This is a genomic window from Allobosea sp. ASV33 (assembly GCF_016428755.1).
GTDB lineage: Bacteria > Pseudomonadota > Alphaproteobacteria > Rhizobiales > Beijerinckiaceae > Allobosea.
Genome location: NZ_JAELTI010000034.1, coordinates 1 through 18,344, shown reverse-complemented (window position 1 = coordinate 18,344; position 18,344 = coordinate 1). Strand labels below are relative to the sequence as shown.

Sequence of the window (18,344 nt, the reverse complement as noted above, 5' to 3'; positions counted from 1 at the left end):
ATTAGCCAACTCAACAGAAATACGCAGCGAAAGTGCTGATAATTAGGCAGCCCTCACGCTCGGGATAGGCAGATATCGGAGCCCCATCCTGAGTCGCCGCGCCAGCGGCCTCTTAAAGGATGTTCCAGATGGCCCACGAGCCTCCTGGAGCATCCTTCAAGACGCCATTTCTGACGAAATGGCTGCTCCAGATGAAGGCTCGCAGTCTTTTCGGGCCGGCTCTCAAGCCGGCGGAATGAGCGTCACGCCCTTGTTCGCGAAGGAAACCGAGACCGCGGTACCCGGCTCCAGCATCTCGCGCCCGCCATATTGGACGACGAAGAGCTCGCCGACCTCGGTCTCAATCATGATGTCGAGGTGATTGCCGAGATAAGCGCATTTGCGGATCCTGCCGGGCAGCGCCCCCGCCTGCCCCGCCTCGCCCAACAACAGCGCCTCCGGCCGGATCGCGACCTTGGCTGGGCCGACACCGAGACCGCGCGCCGGCAGGCTGATCGTGGCGGAGCCGATCGCGACATCGGCGCGGCCGTCCGCCACCGCTCTGACGGTGACATCAACCAGATTGGCGTCGCCGATGAAGTCCGCGACGAAGGCGTTGGAGGGCTGCTCGTAGAGGTCGCGCGGCGCGCCTTCCTGTGCGATCCGGGCATTCGACATCACGATGATGCGGTCGGAGACGGCGAGCGCCTCCTCCTGGTCATGCGTGACATAGGCCACGGTCAGGTTGAGGTTCTGCTGCAATTCGCGGATTTCCTCGCGGACGCGGCGGCGCAGCTTGGCGTCGAGATTGGAGAGCGGCTCGTCGAAGAGCAGCACCTGCGGCTCCAGCACGAGGGCGCGCGCGACCGCGACGCGCTGCTGCTGGCCGCCCGAGAGCTCCGAGGGGTAGCGGTTCTCGAAGCCCTTGAGGCCGACGAGCGCCAGCTTCTCCAGCGCCATCTGCTTGGCCTCGTCCTTGCCCAGACCCTTCACCGTCGGGCCGTAGGCCGCGTTCTCCAGCACGCTCATATGGGGAAAGAGCGCGTAGGACTGGAACACCATCGAGACGTCGCGGTCGGCGGCCGAGAGCTTGGTGACGTCCTTGCCGCCGATCAGGATCTGGCCGTCGCTGGCGATCTCGAGGCCCGCGATCATGCGCAAGGTCGTGGTCTTGCCGCAGCCGGAGGGGCCGAGCAGGGTCACGAGCTTGCCGGCCTCTATGGTGAAATTGATGTTGTCGACCGCCGTCACCGCGCCATAGCGCATGGAGACGTTGCGGAACTCGACGGAAGCGGGTCCGGCCTTCGTCAACTTGTTGCTCCCTGGGTGATGGGGTCGGAGACCGAACTGGAGAGTGCCACGACCTTGCGGCGACCAAGCTTGCGCTCGCCGACGAGGAACTGGATGAGGGCGATGCCGAGCGCCATGAAGACGATCAGCACCGAGGAATAGGCGATGGCGAGGCCGAATTCGCCGGCCTCGACGCGCCCGACGATATAGGCGGTGGAAAGGTTGTATTCGGCCGAGACCAGGAAGATCACGGCGCTGACCGCCGTCATGGAGCGCACGAACGAGTAGACCAGTGCCGAGACCAGGGCCGGCTTGAGCAGCGGCAGAACCACGCGCCAGAGCGTGGTGAAGCTGCGGGCGCGCAGCGTGGTCGAGGCCTCGTCCAGGCTCTTGTCGATCTGCGACAGGCCGGCGATGCCGGAGCGCACGCCGACCGGCATGTTGCGGAAGACGAAGGCGATGATGAGGATCAGGCCGGTGCCGGTGATCTCCACCGGCGGCACGTTGAAGGCAAGGATATAGGCGACGCCGAGCACGGTGCCGGGAATGGCGAAGGAGAGCATCGTCGCAAATTCCAGCCCGGACCGGCCACGGAAGCGCTGGCGCGTCAGCAGATAGGCGGTGAGCAGGCCGATCACCGCCGTCAATGGCGCCGAGATCGCGGCGACCTTGATGGTCGTGAAGAAGGACGACCAGGCCGAGCCCTGGAAATAAAGGCCGTTGCTGAAGTCGATGGCGAAGCCGGTGATGTAGTGCTGCAGCGTCGGCGTGTAGTCGCGGCCCATGTTGCGGACGAAGCCGCCGACGAGGATGACGAGGTAGATCACCAGCGTCAGCGCCACCCAGGGCACGATCACCGCAATCGACAGCCAGGTGATGCGGCGCGGCAGCGGCGTCGGCAGGCCGGCATCGCCCTTGCCGGTGACAGTCGTGTAGGACTTCCCGCCGAGCCAGCGCTGCTGCACCCAGAAGGCGCCGAGCGTGAAGGCGAGCAGCACGATTGCGAGCACCGCCGCCTGCCCCTGGTTATAGGAGGCGCCCACCACCGCGAAGAAGATCTTGGTCGAGAGCACCTCGAAATTGCCGCCCAGCACCAGCGGATTGCCGAAATCGGCCATGCTCTCGACGAAGCCGAGCAGGAAGGCATTGGCGATGCCGGGCTTGAGCAATGGCCAGGTCACGGTGCGGAAGGTCTGCCAGCGCTTGGCGCCGAGCGTCTGCGAGGCTTCCTCGAGGCTCGGAGAAATGCCCTGCACCACGCCGATCAGGACGAGGAAGGCGATCGGCGCGAAGGCCAGGACCTGCGCCAGCAGCACGCCGGGCAGGCCGTAGAGCCAGCGCGAGCGGGGAATGTCGAACCACTCGTAGAGGACGGTCGAGATGGCGCCGGCGCGGCCGAAGAGCAGGATCAGCGCGAGGCCGATGACGAAGGGCGGCGTGATGATCGGCAGCACCGTCAGCGCCCGCATGATGCGCTTGCCGGGCATGCCGGTGCGCAGGATCAGCAAGGCGCAGGCGAGGCCGAGCAAGGTCGTGATGACGCCGCAGAGCACGGCCAGGATCAGCGTGTTCCAGGCGACGCCGCAATTGACGTTGGCGCTGAGGCAGCCCAGCCCCCAGATCGAGGAATCGAGGAAGCGCTCGATGAAGGCCGCGGGCGCGAAGGCGCCGTTCTGGTCGACCAGCGCGCTCTTCAGGATGATCGCGACCGGGAAGAAGATGAAGATGCCGATCAGCATGACGACGAGGCCGATCGTCGAGACCGTGAAGAGATCGCCGCGGCAGACGCCGCGATAGGCCAGGCCGTGGCAAAGCAGGAAAAGCAGCGCGAGCAGCGTCAGGAAGGCGCCGCCGCCGATGCCGCCCTGCGAAGCCCCCGCGCCGCCGAGCAGCGTGGCAAGCCAAGCAATGCCATGGTCCTTCAGCACGATCGAAAAGGCCTGCGCGAAGAACAGGACCATGCCGATGAGGCCGGCCCAGAGCAGCACGGTCGCCGTGCGCTGACGGTTGGCACTGCCCCAGAACAGGGTCGCGGCCGCCAGCGCGACGCCGATCGGCAGGAGCCATGGCGCCCGCCCCGAGAGCGCCAGCGCCAGCGCGCTGCCCGCCTTGCCGAACGGATACTCGGCGAGCCAGGCCCAGCTCGTCAGGCTCATGCCCTCGACGAGGTACCAGGGCATCAGCGCATAGCCGAGCCAGCCGATCAGCAGCACGAGTCTCGTCGCTGGCGCCATGGTTGCCCCGTTCCCTCTCGACAGTGATCCGGACCGGTTCAAGCCGGCCTTCGCGGTTCTGAAAACGATGTTGCGGAAGCCTCACCCCGTCATCCCGGACAGAGCGAAGCGGAGATCCGGGATCCATCGAGGGGCGCCGGAGTTCTACGATGGATCCCGGGTCAAGCCCGGGATGACGGCGGAGCTTCGTGGACGAAACCTCTCGCCGTCACGACAGGGAGAGGCGTCGATTACTTCGGCAGCGCCTTGACTTCCTTGTCCCACTTGGCGAGCAGGCGGTTGCGCTCGGCCGAGGAGCCGTATTTCACGAAGTCGTAGTTGATCAGCTTCATCTGATCCATTTTCGGCGACTGCGCCGGCACCGGCGAGGCCTTGTTCGAGGGGACCTGATAGGACTTGGCCGGGGCGGCGAGTGCCTGTGCGGCCGGGGTCAGGGCCCAGTCGTAGAACTTCTTGGCGTTGTCGAGGTTGCGCGCGCCCTTGACGATCGACATCGAGCCGATCTCGTAGCCGGTGCCCTCGCAAGGCGCGACCGGCTTGATCGGGTCGCCCTGCACCGCGAAGACCACCGCGTCATGGATGAAGACGATGCCGACGGCGGTCTCGCCGAGGCTCGCGGCCTTGGCCGGGGCGGCGCCCGACTTGGTGTACTGGCTGACGTTCTTGTGGAGGGCCTTGAGATACTCGAAGCCCTTGTCCTCGCCCATCAGCTGCACGACCGTGGCGAGCAGGTTATAGGCCGTGCCCGAGGAATTCGGGTCGGCGACCTGGACGTCGTCCTTCAGCTTGGCGTTGAGGAGGTCTGCCCAGCATTTGGGCTCGGGAATGCCCTTCGCCTTGATCTGGTCGGTGTTGAAGCCGAACCCCAGCGCGCCGGCATAGATGCCGATCGAGCGCTGCTTGGCGGCCTTCCACTGGTCGAGCGCCCAGGGATGCAATTCCTTGTTCTTCGGCGATTCATATTCGAGGGTCAGTCCCTCCTCCGCCGCCTGGAGATGCGGGTCGCCCGTGCCGCCCCACCAGATATCGCCGCGCGGATTGGAGGATTCGGCCTTGAGCTGGGCGTAGATCTCGCCCGCCGACTTGCGGGTCATCGCGACCTTGATGCCGGTTTCCTTCTCGAAGGCGTTCGACATGGCGCGGCACCATTCCTCCTGGACGCCGCAATACATGACGAGCGATCCTTGAGCGCGGGCCGGCGTGGCGGCGAAGGCCGCGGTGGCAAGCGCGGCGAAGAGCCCCGCCTTGAGCCAGGATGTCGACTGCATCTGAACCTCCCTGAATTGGATGGCCCGGTTTCTGCGCCCGGTTCTCGTGATTGTCGTGAAACTGAGGCGAAGGATCGCCAAAGATCAATGGTGTATCGTGCCGGCTAACCGATTCCGGTGATTTCCTTGAGCACCGGAGCCAATTTCGGGGTGCAGCACAGGACCGGATTGCCCCTGGCGATCCCCTCGCCGGCAAAGAAGTCGTTGATATGGGCGCCTGCCTCGGTCGCGATGGCGATGCCGGCGGCGACGTCCCAGGCATTGATGTGCAGTTCGGCATAGGCGTCGCTCGAACCATTGGCGACATGGCAGAGGCCGAGCGTGCCGGAGCCGCCGCGCTTCATCGCGGCGCCCGCCGTGTAGCCGCGCTCGATCACCTTGAGATAGTTCGCAGCCGGCACGCGGGTCGACCAGCCGAGCTCGACCGAGGACCGGGCGATATCGGCCGCTCCGGAAACCTTGATCGGATCGCCGTTCAAGGTCGCGCCGGCGCCGCGCCGCGCCGCATAGACCTCGCCCAGAGCCGGGGCCGCGACGACGCCGATCTCCGGCCTGCGGTTCACCAGGAAGCCGATCGAGATGCACCAGTTGCGGTCGCCATGAGCGAAATTCGCGGTGCCGTCGATCGGATCGAGAATCCAGACCGCATCGGAAGCCTCGCCGCCGCCCTCCTCGCCGATGACCGTGTCGTTCGGGAAGAGCTCCGAGAGCCGCTGGCGCAGGAAATCCTCGACCTTGCCGTCGGCGACGGTCAGCCAATCCTGTGCACCCTTCATCGTGATGCCGAGCGACTCGCGCCTGGTGAAATAGCCCAGGGCCAGATGGCTCGCCTCAGCCGCGAGCCCGAGAGCCGCGTAATAGCGCAGATCGCGCTCCGCCGGGGTCATCAGTTCGCTCCCAGATCGACGCGGACGGGCTTGCCGGTCTGCGCGGATTGCGTCGCGGCATCGGCCAAGATCTGCGCCTTCAGGCCGTCGAGGCCGGTCGGCGAGGCCGTAGCCTTGCCGTTGCAGGCGGCGATGAAGGCGTCCAGTTCGGCGCGATAGGCCGCGGCATAACGCTCCAGGAAGAAGTTTTGCACGGGATCGGCCCGGAAGCCCTGCCCGGTCGCGATCTCGACCGTCGTCTCGTGGATATTGCCCGCCCGCAGCATGCCCTTGGAGCCGTGAACCTCGATGCGCTGGTCGTAGCCATAGGTGGCGCGGCGCGAGTTCGAGATCTGGGCGATGCGGCCAGAGGCCGTCTTCATGATCACCGCGGCGGTGTCGACATCGCCGGCCTCGCCGATCGCCTTGTCGACGAGGGCGGAACCGAGCGCGAAGACCTCGACGGGCTCCTCGGCCAGCAGGAAACGCGCCATGTCGAAATCATGGATCATCATGTCGCGGAAGAGCCCGCCAGAGCGCTTCACATACTCGACCGGCGGCGGCGAAGGATCGCGCGAGATCACCGTGACGATCTCGATCGCGCCGGCTTCGCCCGCGCGCAGCCGCTTCTCCAGCGCCGCGAAATTCGGGTCGAAGCGGCGGTTGAAGCCGATCATCAAGGGCTTGCCGGACTTCTCGACCGTCGCGAGGCAGCGGCGGATGCGGGCTGCGTCGAGATCGACGGGCTTCTCGCAGAACACGGCCTTGCCGGCCGAGACCGCCCGCTCGATCAAGTCGGCATGAGTGTCGGTCGGCGTGCAGATCAGCACGGCGTCGATCGCGGCGTCGGCGAGGATCGCCTCGGTCGTGGTCGCCTTGGCGCCCGTGGCGGCGGCGAGCGAGGCGGCGGCTTCCGGCATCGCGTCGGTGACGGCGACGAGCTCGGCATCGCCGCGCGCGGCGACGTTCAGCCCATGGATACGCCCGATACGGCCGGCGCCCAGCAATCCGATCTTCATGGTCTTCGTCATTCCCGTCGTCGCGTCTCTCAGAAGGATGCTGCTGCGGCTCTCATGCGCCAGCGCGGATGCCGCCGGTTAGTCATGCGCGCCCAGAATGCCCTGGTCGAAATCGATATTGGATCCGGTCATCAGGCCGGATTCCGCCGAAGCGAGATAGGCGACCGCCTTGGCGATTTCGCGCGGATCGATCAGGCGGCCGAAGGGCTGCGAGGCATTGGCCTCGTCGAGCCAATTGTCCTTGGCGTCATGGCGCAGCTTCATGATCGCGTCCTCCCCCGGCGTCGCCATCCAGCCGATATTGAGGCCGTTGACGCGGATGCGGTGCTTCAGCAGGCCATAAGCCGCATTTTTGGTCAGCGCGGCGAGCGCCGCCTTCGAGACGCTGTAGGCGGAGAGAAAGGGCTGGCCGCCATGGGCCGACATCGACTGGATATTGACGATGGCGCCGGGAATGTCCTGCCGGCGCATCAGGCTGGCGGCGTCCTGGATCAGGAAGAAGGGTGCGCGCAGGTTCACCGCCATGATGCGCTCGTAGAGTGCAGGCGAGGTGTCGAAGATGGTGCCGCGGTCGGTGTCGCCGGCCGCATTCACGAGAATGTCGAGATGACCGAAGGCCTGCTCGGCCGCCGGCACGACCAGCCGGACCGCGTCGAGATCGGCCAGATCGACCTGATGGAAGCGCGCATCGCAGCCCGAAGTCCGCAGGCTTTCCGCGACGGCCTCGCCGCGCTTCATGTTGCGCCCGGTCAGCAGGAGCCCGCGCGCGCCGCGCTCGGCGAATTCGCGTGCGACCGCCTCGCCCAACCCCTGGCTGCCGCCGGTGACGATGGCAACCTTGCCGTGGAGATCACGGCCGAACGAACCGGCTTGCGACAAGGCCTGCCTCCCACGGCAAAACGGCAGGAATTTTTTAGACATCCCGCTAGTTGGAATAAACATTCCATTTTCGGCACACCCAAGTCAAGACGCGCCGGTCGCTGGCCGGAGAAAGCGGCGCTCGCCTCGCGTGCATTCCGGCAATCGCCTCTACGGCGCGTTTACGACACCACGACATCCGCCGATTGGCCCGCCGCGGCTATCCTCCATTTTTTGGAGATGGTCAGCATTCTCAACGGAAAGAAAGCTGTCGTCTTTATAGGGTAATCAGCATAATATTGCGCCACTCGAAAGAGTAGCGGCACATTCATGCAATGACGGCCGCCCTTGACGCCGCTCCTCGCGGCAAACGCGCATCTGCTCTGCGCTGCACAGTTGACGCTTTCGTTGGCACATGCCTTGCTGGGCCATCAACGAGAACACGGCGCGAAGGTGCCGGGGATGAATTTGTCTTTGAGGTGGAGGCTACCGATGAACGAGCAGGAAATCCGCGGCATGGTCGCGGATGTGAAGGAAGGCACGCTTTCGCGACGCTCCTTCATGCAGAGAATGGCGGCGGTGGGCATTGCCGCGCCGCTCGCAACCCAGATCCTGATCTGGAACGACGTGGCGATGGCCGATGCCACGCTGCAATACAAGCCGACCAAGGCCGGCGGCGGCGGTCCGCTCAAGATCCTGCTCTGGCAGGCGCCGACGCTGCTGAACCCGCATTTCGCGTCCGGCACCAAGGATCAGATCGCCTCGCGCATCTTCTACGAGCCGCTCGCCGGCTGGGACAAGGAAGGCAACCTGATCCCCTGCCTCGCCGCCGAGGTCCCGACCAAGGCCAATGGCGGCCTCTCGGCCGACGGCCTGAGCGTCACCTGGAAGCTGAAGCCCGGCGTGAAATGGCATGACGGCAAGCCGTTGACCGCGGACGACGTCGTCTTCACCTGGGAATATGCCAAGGACCCGGCGACCGCCGCCTACACCACGGGCTCCTACAGCAATATCAAGGTCGAGAAGGTCGACGACCTCACGGTCAAGGTGATCTTCCAACAGCCGACGCCGTTCTGGGCCGATCCCTTCGTCGGCGTTTCCGGCCAGATCCTGCCGAAGCATCGCTTCGGCGACTATGTCGGCGCCAAGTCGCGCGAGGCTCCGGACAACCTGAAGCCCATCGGCACCGGCCCGTACAAGTTCGTCGACTTCAAGCCGGGCGACGTCCTGACCGGCGAGCGCTTCGCCGACTACCACATCAAGAACCAGCCGCATTTCGACACGATCGAGTGCAAGGGCGGCGGCGACGCTGTCTCGGCGGCGCGCGCCGTGCTCCAGACCGGCGAATACGACTACGCCTGGAACCTGCAGGTCGAGGACGAGGTCCTCAAGCGCATGGAGACCGGCGGCCGCGGCAAGATCAGCGCGGTTCCCTCGGGCGATATCGAGTTCATCATCCTGAACACGACCGATCCGTGGACCGAGGTCGACGGCGAGCGCTCCAGCATCAAGACCAAGCACCCGACGCTGTCGGACCCGAAGGTGCGCGAGGCGATCAACCTGCTGATCGACCGCGACTCCGTCCAGAAGTTCATCTACGGGCGTGGCGGCATCGCGACGGCGAGCTTCGTCAACGAGCCCAAGCAGTTCAAGTCGACCAAGCTCAAATACGAGTTCAACATCGACAAGGCCAACAAGATCCTCGACGACGCCGGCTGGAAGAAGGGCTCTGACGGCATTCGCGAGAAGGATGGCAAGAAGCTCAAATACGTCTACCAGACCTCGATCAACGCCCCGCGCCAGAAGACCCAGGCCATCATCAAGCAGGCCTGCCAGCGCGCCGGCATCGATCTCGAACTGAAGTCGGTCACCGCCTCGGTGTTCTTCTCGTCGGACGTGGCCAACCCCGACACCTACACCAAGCTGTATGTCGACATCGAGATGTACACGACCACGCAGCCACAGCCCGATCCGGAGCGCTTCCTCAACCAGTTCGTCTCCTGGGAAATCGCCACCAAGGAGAACAAGTGGCTGGGCCGCAACGTCTCGCGCTATTCCGACCCGGCTGCGGACGAAGCCTACAAGGCCGCCCAGAAGGAGCTCGACCCGGTCAAGCGCGCCGCGTACCTGATCAAGGTCAACGAGATCTTCTGCGAGGCCAACGTCATCCTGCCGTTGCTGTCGCGCACGCGCGTCGCCGCCGCGCTGAACAATATCTCGCACGATCATTCGGGCTGGGACGTCGACACCTGGAACATCGCGGCCTGGTATCGTAGCTAAGGCCCCCGATTCCTTCGCCGCGGCAGCTCCGGCTGGCGCGGCGTGAGGGCTAACGTGCCGGCCCGCTCTGCGGCTTCAACAGCCATAGGGCGGGCCGGCCGTCATCAACACCAGTCCGCGGCCCAGCCGTGCGTACAGAGACTATTTCATGGCGACATATCTCATCAGGCGGCTGCTCATCGCCATTCCAAGTTTGCTCGGCATCAGCGTGATCCTGTTCACGATCCTGGCGCTGGCACCGGGCGATCCGTTCTCGGAAATGGCGACCAATCCGAACGTGCCGCCCGAGGTGCGCGAAGCCATCCGCGCCAGCTTCGGCCTGAACGATCCGATCATGGTGCGCTATCTGCGCTGGCTCTCGAACATGGCGCAGGGCGACTGGGGCTTCTCCTTCGCCAGCCGCATCAATGTCGACAAGCTGATCCTGCAGCGCCTGCCCACGACCCTGTTCGTCGTCGGTTCGTCGCAGATCCTGGCCCTGTGCGTCGCGCTGCCGGTCGGCATCTACGCGGCGACGCGCCCCTATTCGGTGTTCGACCAGATCGCCAACACGCTGGCCTTCGTCGGCTTCTCGCTGCCGACCTTCTTCACCGGCCTGCTCTTCATCCTGGTGTTTTCGGTCACGCTCGACTGGTTCCCCTTCGTCTATCGCTCCGACATCGCTGCGACCGGCTGGCGCTGGTACTGGGAGATGTTCCGCCAGGCGATTATGCCGATCACCGTGCTCGGCCTGTTCCAGGCGGCCTCCTACACGCGCTATGTCCGCTCGTCCGTGCTCGACGTCATCCGGCTCGACTACGTCACGACGGCACGCGCCAAGGGCCTGAGCGAGCGCAGGGTCACGCTCCGGCACATCACGCGCAATGCGCTGATCCCGGTCGTGACGCTGGTCGCGCTGCAGATGCCTGCCGTGTTCGGCGGCGCGCTCGTCACCGAGCAGATCTTTCGCGTTCCGGGCATCGGGTCGCTTCTGATCGACGCGATCCTCGCCAACGATACCCCTGTGATCATGGCCGTGACTTTCGTCTTCTCCTGCCTGGTCGTCCTGTTCAATCTCATCGCGGATATTCTTTATGGCTGGCTCGACCCTCGCATCTCCTTCAGCTGATCCGGCTGCGGGCGCTGCCGTGAGCCAGGCCCCCGTCTCGCCGGGGCGCGACACCTGGCGCCGTTTCCGCCGCCACCGCCTGGCCATGGCGAGCACCGTCGTGCTCGGCCTGCTGGTCATCGGCGTCATCGTCGGCCCCTGGCTCTGGCCGGTGGCGATCAACGACATCGACTTCTCGGCGCAGCTCCAGGGCCCGTCCTGGAAGCACCCGTTCGGGACCGACGATCTCGGCCAGGATATCCTGGCACGCATGATGTATGGCGGGCGCATCTCGCTCGCGGTCGGCCTCGCGGCCATGGTGGTGGCGACGATCGTCGGCGTCCTCATCGGTGCGTTTGCCGGCATGTCGCGCAAATATGCCGATCCGGTCCTGATGTGGGTGACGGACCTGTTCCTGTCGCTGCCGCAGCTGCCGCTTCTGCTCCTGATCATCTACCTGTTCCGCGAGCAGTTGAAGGCGCTGTTCGGCGTCGAGGGCGGCGTCTTCGTGCTGATCGTGGTCGTCATCGGCGGGCTGCGCTGGATGCCGGTCGCCCGCCTGGTGCGCGCGCAGTTCCTGTCGCTGCGCGAGAAGGAATTCGTCGAAGCGGCCCGGGCCCAGGGCGCGACCAAGATGCGCCAGATGATGCGGCACATCCTGCCCAACGCGCTGGGGCCGGTCATCGTCGCCTCGACGATCGAGGTGTCCTCGGCGATCATCGCCGAATCGACGCTCTCTTTCCTCGGCCTCGGCTTCCCGCCGGACATCCCGACCTGGGGACGCCTGCTGTTCGACGCCAAGGACCAGCTCGACACCGCTCCGCACTGGGCGATGTTCCCAGGCGCCGCGATCTTCCTTACCGTGCTCTCGATCAACTTCATCGGCGACGGCCTGCGCGATGCGCTCGACCCGCGTCGCGTCATCTGATCCCAGGGAAGGGCTAGACATGACCTCACCGATCCTGACCGTTTCGAACCTCACGACCTCGTTCCGGGTCGAGGGCAAGTGGAAGTCGGTCGTCCGCAACATCTCCTTCGACATCAAGCCGAAGGAGACGCTGGCCGTCGTCGGCGAATCCGGCTCCGGCAAGAGCGTGACCGCGCTGTCGATCATGCGCCTGACCCCGCCGCAGTCGAGCAAGATCGAGGGCTCGATCAAGCTCAACGGCAAGGAGCTCCTGACCCTGCCCGACGCGGAGATGCGCCATATCCGCGGCAACGAAATCGCGATGATCTTCCAGGAGCCGATGACCTCGCTGAACCCGGTGCTGACCATCGGCTTCCAGATCGCGGAAGCGCTGATCCTGCATCGCGGCCTGTCGCGCTCGGAGGCCGAGGCCGAGACGATCCGCCTGCTGGAGAAGGTCCGCATTCCCGCGGCGAAGTCGCGCTTCCACGAATACCCGCACCGCTTCTCGGGCGGCATGCGCCAGCGTGTGATGATCGCGATGGCGTTGGCCTGCAAGCCCAAGCTCCTGATCGCCGACGAGCCGACCACCGCGCTCGACGTGACCATCCAGGCGCAGACGCTGGAGCTGATCAAGACGCTGCAGGACGAGGAGGGCATGTCCGTCCTCTTCATCACCCACGACATGGGCGTCGTCGCCGAAATCGCCGACCGCACGGTGGTGATGTATAACGGCGACGAGATCGAGACCGGCGCGACCGAGGACATCTTCGCCAACCCACAGAAGCCCTACACCAAGTCGCTGATCTCGGCCGTGCCGAAGCTCGGCTCGATGATCGGCAGACGGCGCCCGATGCGCTTCCCGGTGGTCGATCGCAATACCGGCGAATCCGACGTGCCGACCGAGACGCCGGACACCGTCCAGGCGGCCGAGCGCCCGGTGCTCGAGGTTTCCGGCCTCACCACCCGCTTCGAGATCCGCGGCGGGCTGCTCTCCTCGGTCAAGGGCCGGGTGCATGCGGTCGAGAACGTCTCCTTCAGCCTGAAGGCCGGCGAGACGCTGGCGCTGGTCGGCGAATCCGGCTGCGGCAAGTCCACGACCGGCCGCTCGGTGATGCGCCTGATCGAGCCGCTCGCGGGCTCCGTGCTGCTCGACGGCGTCGACGTGCTGAAGCTCAGCCAGCATGACCTGCGCGAACAGCGCAAGCGCATGCAGATGATCTTCCAGGACCCGTTCGCCTCGCTGAACCCGCGCATGAACGTCGGCACGGCGGTGGCAGAGCCGCTGCTGATCAACAACCTCGCCACCCGCTCGGAAGCGCGCGACAAGGTCGCCGACCTGCTCAAGCGCGTCGGCCTGCTGCCGGAGATGGCCAACCGCTTCCCGCACGAGTTCTCGGGCGGCCAGCGCCAGCGCATCTGCATCGCGCGGGCGCTTGCAGTCGAGCCGCGCCTGATCGTGGCGGACGAGGCGGTCTCGGCGCTCGACGTCTCGGTGAAGGCGCAGGTGGTCAACCTGATGCTCGACCTGCAGGCGCGCATGGGCCTGGGCTATCTGTTCATCTCGCACGACATGGCGGTGGTGGAGCGCGTCAGCCATCGCGTCGCGGTGATGTATCTCGGCGAGATCGTCGAGATCGGCCCGCGCGAGTCGATCTTCCAGAATCCGCAGCACCCCTACACCAAGCGCCTGCTGGCGGCGGTGCCGATCGCCGATCCGGCCCGGCGCCTGCAGAAGCGCCCGGTCTCGAACGACGAGATCAAGAGCCCCGTGCGGGCGCCCGACTACGTACCGCCGGTGCGCCAGTACCGCGAGGTCTCGCCGGGCCATGCCGTGATGATCTGGGGCGAGGAATGGGAGAAGAAGGACCCGGCTGCGATCGCAGCCTGATCCTTCCGGAAGCCTGAAACGATCGGCCCGCGGCGCAAGCCGCGGGCTTTTTGTTGGCTGTCGGCGAGGGCCTATTACGGATCAAGGGCGAAGGGCTCCTCCCCGCGAGCCGTAACCCTCACGCCGAATTTGACTCGGGCGCCGCTGGGGCTGCGAGAGGCCGAAGCCGCTGCGCCGCCACCTGCCTGACAGCCCCGGTCATCACGTCAAGCAACTGCGTGTTCAGCCGCGTGCGCTGCCAGTTCAAGGGTACCGCGATCCGATGCAGGGGCTCCAGCTCGACCAGGAGCCCCTGCGCGAGCCATGGCGCGGCCATGCTGACCGGCGCCATCGACCAGCCGAGGCCTGCGAGCGTCAGTTCGAGCATTCCATGGGTCGAGGGAGCCCAATGCGTCGGCGGCAGGGCGGCCTCGCCATGGGCCTCCCGCATCCAGCGGAACTGCAATTCGTCGCGCCGATCGAACCGCAACATGGGCGCCGACCTGAGATTCCGGTTAGCGAGGCCATTCGCGAAATGCGCGGCATGGAACGCCGGGCTCGCCACGGCAGCGTAGTCCAAGGCGCCCAACGGGTGGATCTTGCAACCGGCGACCGGCGCGGGGTCGGCGCTGACGGCCGCCATCACCTCCCCGGTGCGCAACCTTTCGGCCGTGTGTGCTTCATCGTCCAGCACAAGTTCGAGCAATGCGCCGCTTGCCGCGGTGAATTGCGCGGCGGCGAGCGGGAACCAGGTGGCGAGGCTGTCGGAATTGACCGCGACCCGCAGCGTCGGCCTGTCATCCCCCTGCGCCGCCAAGCCCTGCAACTCGCCCGAGATATCGGCCTCCAGCAGCCTAACACGCTCGACATGGGCGCAAAGCCTGGCGCCGATGGGGGTGGCAAGGCACGGCGCGCCGCGCGTCACCAACGCGACCCCCAGCCGCTCCTCCAGCCCCTTCACGCGCTGGGAGACCGCCGAGGGCGTGATCCCGAGAACGGCCGCCGCCTTGTCGAAACTGCCCTCGCGCAGGACCGCAGCGACGGCGGCGAGCGCCAGATAATCGAGCATTAGCTAACCTAATTCTGATTTAGACATTTTAGTTAGACTACTCCTCCTCGCTGCCGCATCAAGCGGCCATGGACACCGCTTTCCTCCCCGCCTTCTTCAAGGGCTTCATGCTATCGGCCGGCCTGATCATGGCCATCGGCGCGCAAAACATGTTCGTGCTCAGGCAAGGGCTCAAGCGCGAGCATGTCTGGCCGATCGTCCTGTTCTGCGCCGCAGCCGACGCGATGCTGATCGTCGCCGGCGTCAACGGGCTGGGCGCCCTGCTTTCGGCCGTGCCCGGTCTCGCGACCGGGTTGAGCCTCGGCGGAGCCGCCTTCCTGATCTGGTATGGATACGGCGCCTTGCACCGATCGATGACCCCGTCGAGCCTGATCGTCGATCGCCACGCCGGCATCTCTCTGACAGCCGCCCTTGCCAGCACGGCCGCGTTCACCTTCCTCAACCCTCATGTCTATATCGACACGGTCATGCTCATGGGCACGATCGGGAGCAGCATGCCGGTGGGCGAGCGGCCCTGGTTCGTGACAGGCGCGGCATCGGCCAGCTTCGCCTGGTTTAGCTCGCTCGGCTTCGGAGCCCGCCTGCTCGCCCCGCTCTTCGCCCAGCCGATCACCTGGCGGATGCTCGATCTGCTCATCGCGCTGATGATGGCTGTCTTGGCCGTCAGCCTGCTCCAGAGCGCATTTGCCGGCTGATGCGGCCAACAGCCGGTGTCGGAAGCAGGTCGGAAGCAGACATCGCAACTGCCTGCTTCGCAGCAACCACGCAGTGGCTGCTGCGAGACTTGCCGTCGAAATTCCCTGGAAGCACGATAAATCGTTCGACCGGACCGAACAGAGCCATCAGAACAATGCGATAGACAGCATAATCCTTCTCCGACTAGGTCAATGGAGAAGAAGGTTCTCCTATGACCACGCACGCCCGCACCCCGTTGCCCGCACCTTCCAGCTCCCTTCTGCGGAGCGCGGGGCGCATTCTGCCGGGCCTCGCGCTCTGCGCGGGCATCAGCGCCTTGGCCTTTGCGCTCGAGCATCTCGAAGCCCTCGCCACCGGCCGCGCCTGGCTCGAGGCCCTGGTGCTGGCGATCCTGCTCGGCACGGCCCTCCGCTCGGTCTGGACGCCTTCCGAGAGCTGGCGCCCGGGCATCGCCTTCTCGGCGAAGATGGTCCTGGAGATCGCCATCGTGCTGCTCGGCGCGTCCCTGAACATGGCGATGATCGTCGCAGCCGGGCCGGCCTTGCTCGCGGGAATCGCGGCGGTCGTCGCTATGGCGCTCGCCTTTAGCTTCCTGATCGGCCGGGCGCTCGGACTACCCAAGCGCATGGCGGTTCTGGTCGCTTGCGGCAATTCGATCTGCGGCAACTCGGCCATCGCCGCCGTCGCGCCGGTGATCGGCGCCGACGGCAAGGATGTCGCTTCCTCCATCGCCTTCACCGCGGTGCTCGGCGTGCTGGTCGTGCTCGGGCTACCGCTTCTCGTTCCGCTCCTGAGCATGAGCGAGACGCAATACGGTGTTCTCGCGGGGCTTACGGTCTATGCCGTGCCGCAGGTCCTTGCAGCGACCGCCCCCGTCGCGGCGGCCAGCGTCCAGATCGGGACGCTCGTCAAGCTCGTCCGCGTCCTCATGCTGGGCCCCATCGTGCTTGCGCTCTCCATCTTCGGGCAGGCGTTGCGGGACGATACGAACGAGGGCGGCGTCAAGCCGGCGGCGCGGCGCCTGGCCGTCAACAAGCTCGTGCCCTGGTTCATCATCGCCTTCCTGGGCATGGCGGCGCTGCGCAGCCACGGCTTCATCCCGGAGGTGGCGCTCGCCCCCATCGCCAAGACGGCGACGATCCTGACCATCATCTCGATGGCAGCGCTGGGTCTCGGGGTCGATATCCGCGTCGTCGCCCGCGCCGGCGGGCGCGTCACGGCCGCTGTCACCCTGTCCCTGATCCTGCTGGCGGCCGTCAGCCTCGGCCTCATCCGCCTGCTCGGCATCGCCTGAGCCACGGCCCGCGTGGCGCCGGGGAACCCGGCCGCCCTCGGCCCTCAATCCGGAATCCGCTCCCAATCCTTCAGCCAGGGCGCGGCGGAAGCGTCGCTCGGGGCGCGCCAGTCGCCGCGCGGCGAGAGCGAGCCGCCGGAGGAGACCTTCGGGCCGTTCGGCACAGCCGAGCGCTTGAACTGGCTGGTCTCGAAGAAGCGGCGGATGAAGACGCCGAGCCAGCGCTTGATCACCGGCAGGTCATAGGCGACGCGCTTCCCCGCCTCCATGTTCGGCGGCCAGTCGCCGGCTGCGGCATCGCGCCAGGCATGCTCGGAGAGGAAGGCGATCTTGCTTGGCCGAAAACCGTAGCGCGTCGTGTAGAACAGGTTGAAGTCCTGCAGCGCATAGGGGCCGACGAAATCCTCGGTCTTCTGCGCCGGCTTGTCGCCGTCGCCCGGCACCAGCTCCGGCGAGATCTCGGTCGCGAGGATGTCGAGCATCACGTCCGAGGCCTCCGATCCGAAGCGACCGGACTGGGCGACCCAACGGATCAGGTGCTGGATCAGCGTCTTCGGCACGGAGCCGTTGACGTTGTAATGCGACATGTGATCGCCGACGCCATAGGTGCACCATCCTAGCGCCAGCTCGGAGAGATCGCCGGTGCCCATCACCAGCGCGTTGTGCCGGTTGGCGAGACGGAACAGCACCGAGGTGCGTGCGCCAGCCTGCACGTTCTCGAAGGTGATGTCGTAGACGGGCTCGCCCTGCGCGAAGGGATGACCGATATCGACCAGCATCTGCCGGCAGGCCGGCGTCATGTCGATTTCCTCGGCACTGACGCCGAGCGCCCGCATCAATCGCCAGGCATTGTCCTTGGTGTCCTTGCTCGTCGCGAAGGCCGGCAGCGTATAGGCGAGAATGTTCTCGCGGGGCAGGCCGAGCGCATCGAAGGTATGTGCGGCGACGATCAGCGCCTGCGTCGAATCGAGGCCGCCGGAGACGCCGATCACGACCTTGTCGAGCCGCGTGCTCTCCAGCCGCTTGCGCAGGCCGTGCGACTGGATGTTGTAGGCCTCGAAGCAGAGCTCGTTCAGCCTCGCATCGTCATTGGGCACGAACGGAAAGCGCTCGACCTCGCGGGCGAGGCCGAGATCGCTGTCGCGATCCGGCTCCAGCGTGAATTCGATGCGGCGGAAGCCGAGCCGGTCGCGGTTGAGGTCGGCACTGTCGCCGAAGGTGTTCTGGCGAATGCGGTCCATCGCCAGCCGTTCGAGGTCGATATCGGCGAGGATGAGCTGCGGCTCGGCGGCGAAGCGCTCGGCCTCGGCGAGCAGTGCGCCGTTCTCGTAGATCATCGCCTGGCCGTCCCAGGCGAGGTCGGTGGTCGATTCACCCGTGCCCGCAGCGGAATAGGCATAGGCCGCGATGCAACGGCCGGAATGCGCCTTGCAGAGCGCATGGCGCCAGTCCGACTTGCCGATGGTGACGTTGGAGGCCGAGAGGTTGAGCAGCAGCGTCGCGCCGGCGAGCGCGGCATAGGACGAGGGGGGGATCGGCGTCCAGACATCCTCGCAGATCTCCATATGGACGGTGAGATCGGGGATATCGGTCGCGGTCAGCAGGATATCCGTGCCGAACGGAACCT

Annotated in this window: 14 protein-coding genes; 6 read left to right on the top strand and 8 right to left on the bottom strand. The window is 66.0% G+C overall.

What is annotated here, in order from left to right:
* Nucleotides 1-222: 222 nt before the first annotated feature.
* From JHD80_RS12350 to JHD80_RS12325, 6 genes are all read right to left on the bottom strand, one after another.
* Nucleotides 223-1,290, bottom strand: coding sequence for an ABC transporter ATP-binding protein (locus JHD80_RS12350; RefSeq protein WP_248311526.1), 1,068 nt, complete (start codon nt 1,288-1,290; stop codon nt 223-225).
* Nucleotides 1,287-3,503, bottom strand: a complete 2,217-nt coding sequence (locus JHD80_RS12345) for an ABC transporter permease (RefSeq protein WP_199087522.1) — start codon at nt 3,501-3,503, stop codon at nt 1,287-1,289. Before JHD80_RS12345 ends, JHD80_RS12350 begins: the two co-directional genes overlap by 4 nt.
* A gap of 230 nt (nt 3,504-3,733) precedes the next feature.
* Nucleotides 3,734-4,771 carry an ABC transporter substrate-binding protein gene (locus tag JHD80_RS12340; protein ID WP_199087520.1) on the bottom strand — a complete coding sequence of 346 codons (1,038 nt, stop codon included), beginning with the start codon at nt 4,769-4,771 and terminating at the stop codon, nt 3,734-3,736.
* Nucleotides 4,772-4,875: 104 nt separating this feature from the next.
* Nucleotides 4,876-5,658 carry an inositol monophosphatase family protein gene (locus JHD80_RS12335; RefSeq protein ID WP_199087518.1) on the bottom strand — a complete coding sequence of 261 codons (783 nt, stop codon included), beginning with the start codon at nt 5,656-5,658 and terminating at the stop codon, nt 4,876-4,878.
* Nucleotides 5,658-6,668: an inositol 2-dehydrogenase gene (gene iolG, locus JHD80_RS12330; RefSeq protein WP_248311525.1), complete on the bottom strand. Its 1,011-nt coding sequence runs from the start codon at nt 6,666-6,668 to the stop codon at nt 5,658-5,660. The genes JHD80_RS12335 and iolG overlap by 1 nt, the downstream gene beginning before the upstream one ends.
* Before the next feature lie 66 nt (nt 6,669-6,734).
* On the bottom strand, nt 6,735-7,535 hold the full coding sequence (locus tag JHD80_RS12325; protein WP_248311524.1) for an SDR family oxidoreductase: 801 nt from the start codon (nt 7,533-7,535) through the stop codon (nt 6,735-6,737).
* A 471-nt stretch (nt 7,536-8,006) separates the two neighbouring features.
* Here JHD80_RS12325 and JHD80_RS12320 point away from each other — a divergent pair, with 471 nt between their 5' ends.
* The 4 genes from JHD80_RS12320 (at nt 8,007) to JHD80_RS12305 (ending at nt 13,679) form a co-directional block, all read left to right on the top strand.
* On the top strand, nt 8,007-9,794 hold the full coding sequence (locus JHD80_RS12320) for a peptide ABC transporter substrate-binding protein (protein WP_199087514.1): 1,788 nt from the start codon (nt 8,007-8,009) through the stop codon (nt 9,792-9,794).
* 148 nt (nt 9,795-9,942) lie between these two features.
* On the top strand, nt 9,943-10,902 hold the full coding sequence (locus JHD80_RS12315) for an ABC transporter permease (RefSeq protein WP_199087512.1): 960 nt from the start codon (nt 9,943-9,945) through the stop codon (nt 10,900-10,902).
* The gene (locus JHD80_RS12310) at nt 10,868-11,809 is read left to right on the top strand and encodes an ABC transporter permease (RefSeq protein WP_199087510.1); all 942 of its coding nucleotides are present in this window, start codon (nt 10,868-10,870) and stop codon (nt 11,807-11,809) included. The genes JHD80_RS12315 and JHD80_RS12310 overlap by 35 nt, the downstream gene beginning before the upstream one ends.
* 19 nt (nt 11,810-11,828) lie before the next feature.
* Nucleotides 11,829-13,679, top strand: a complete 1,851-nt coding sequence (locus JHD80_RS12305; RefSeq protein WP_199087508.1) for an ABC transporter ATP-binding protein — start codon at nt 11,829-11,831, stop codon at nt 13,677-13,679.
* Nucleotides 13,680-13,797: 118 nt separating this feature from the next.
* Here the strand turns inward: JHD80_RS12305 and JHD80_RS12300 are convergent, their stop codons facing one another.
* Entirely contained in the window at nt 13,798-14,727 is a 930-nt protein-coding gene (locus JHD80_RS12300) for a LysR family transcriptional regulator ArgP (protein ID WP_199087506.1), read from the bottom strand.
* A gap of 68 nt (nt 14,728-14,795) precedes the next feature.
* On the opposite strand from JHD80_RS12300, the gene JHD80_RS12295 reads away from it, so the two are divergent.
* A complete protein-coding gene (locus JHD80_RS12295; protein WP_199087504.1) occupies nt 14,796-15,422 on the top strand; it encodes a LysE/ArgO family amino acid transporter in 627 nt (208 codons plus the stop codon).
* A gap of 212 nt (nt 15,423-15,634) precedes the next feature.
* On the top strand, nt 15,635-16,717 hold the full coding sequence (locus tag JHD80_RS12290) for a YeiH family protein (RefSeq protein ID WP_199087503.1): 1,083 nt from the start codon (nt 15,635-15,637) through the stop codon (nt 16,715-16,717).
* Between the two features lie 44 nt (nt 16,718-16,761).
* On the opposite strand, the gene JHD80_RS12285 is transcribed toward JHD80_RS12290, so the two are convergent.
* The coding region (locus tag JHD80_RS12285; protein ID WP_199087501.1) for an NAD(+) synthase at nt 16,762-18,344 on the bottom strand (1,583 nt) is incomplete at its 5' end.

Bases quoted from the DNA above. Each gene is read 5' to 3' on its own strand.
- JHD80_RS12345 (WP_199087522.1), bottom strand. From the start codon at position 3,503: ATGGCGCCAGCGACGAGACTCGTGCTGCTGATCGGCTGGCTCGGCTAT.
- JHD80_RS12340 (WP_199087520.1), bottom strand. From the start codon at position 4,771: ATGCAGTCGACATCCTGGCTCAAGGCGGGGCTCTTCGCCGCGCTTGCC.
- JHD80_RS12335 (WP_199087518.1), bottom strand. From the start codon at position 5,658: ATGACCCCGGCGGAGCGCGATCTGCGCTATTACGCGGCTCTCGGGCTC.
- iolG (WP_248311525.1), bottom strand. From the start codon at position 6,668: ATGACGAAGACCATGAAGATCGGATTGCTGGGCGCCGGCCGTATCGGG.
- JHD80_RS12320 (WP_199087514.1), top strand. From the start codon at position 8,007: ATGAACGAGCAGGAAATCCGCGGCATGGTCGCGGATGTGAAGGAAGGC.
- JHD80_RS12315 (WP_199087512.1), top strand. From the start codon at position 9,943: ATGGCGACATATCTCATCAGGCGGCTGCTCATCGCCATTCCAAGTTTG.
- JHD80_RS12310 (WP_199087510.1), top strand. From the start codon at position 10,868: ATGGCTGGCTCGACCCTCGCATCTCCTTCAGCTGATCCGGCTGCGGGC.
- JHD80_RS12305 (WP_199087508.1), top strand. From the start codon at position 11,829: ATGACCTCACCGATCCTGACCGTTTCGAACCTCACGACCTCGTTCCGG.
- JHD80_RS12300 (WP_199087506.1), bottom strand. From the start codon at position 14,727: ATGCTCGATTATCTGGCGCTCGCCGCCGTCGCTGCGGTCCTGCGCGAG.
- JHD80_RS12295 (WP_199087504.1), top strand. From the start codon at position 14,796: ATGGACACCGCTTTCCTCCCCGCCTTCTTCAAGGGCTTCATGCTATCG.
- JHD80_RS12290 (WP_199087503.1), top strand. From the start codon at position 15,635: ATGACCACGCACGCCCGCACCCCGTTGCCCGCACCTTCCAGCTCCCTT.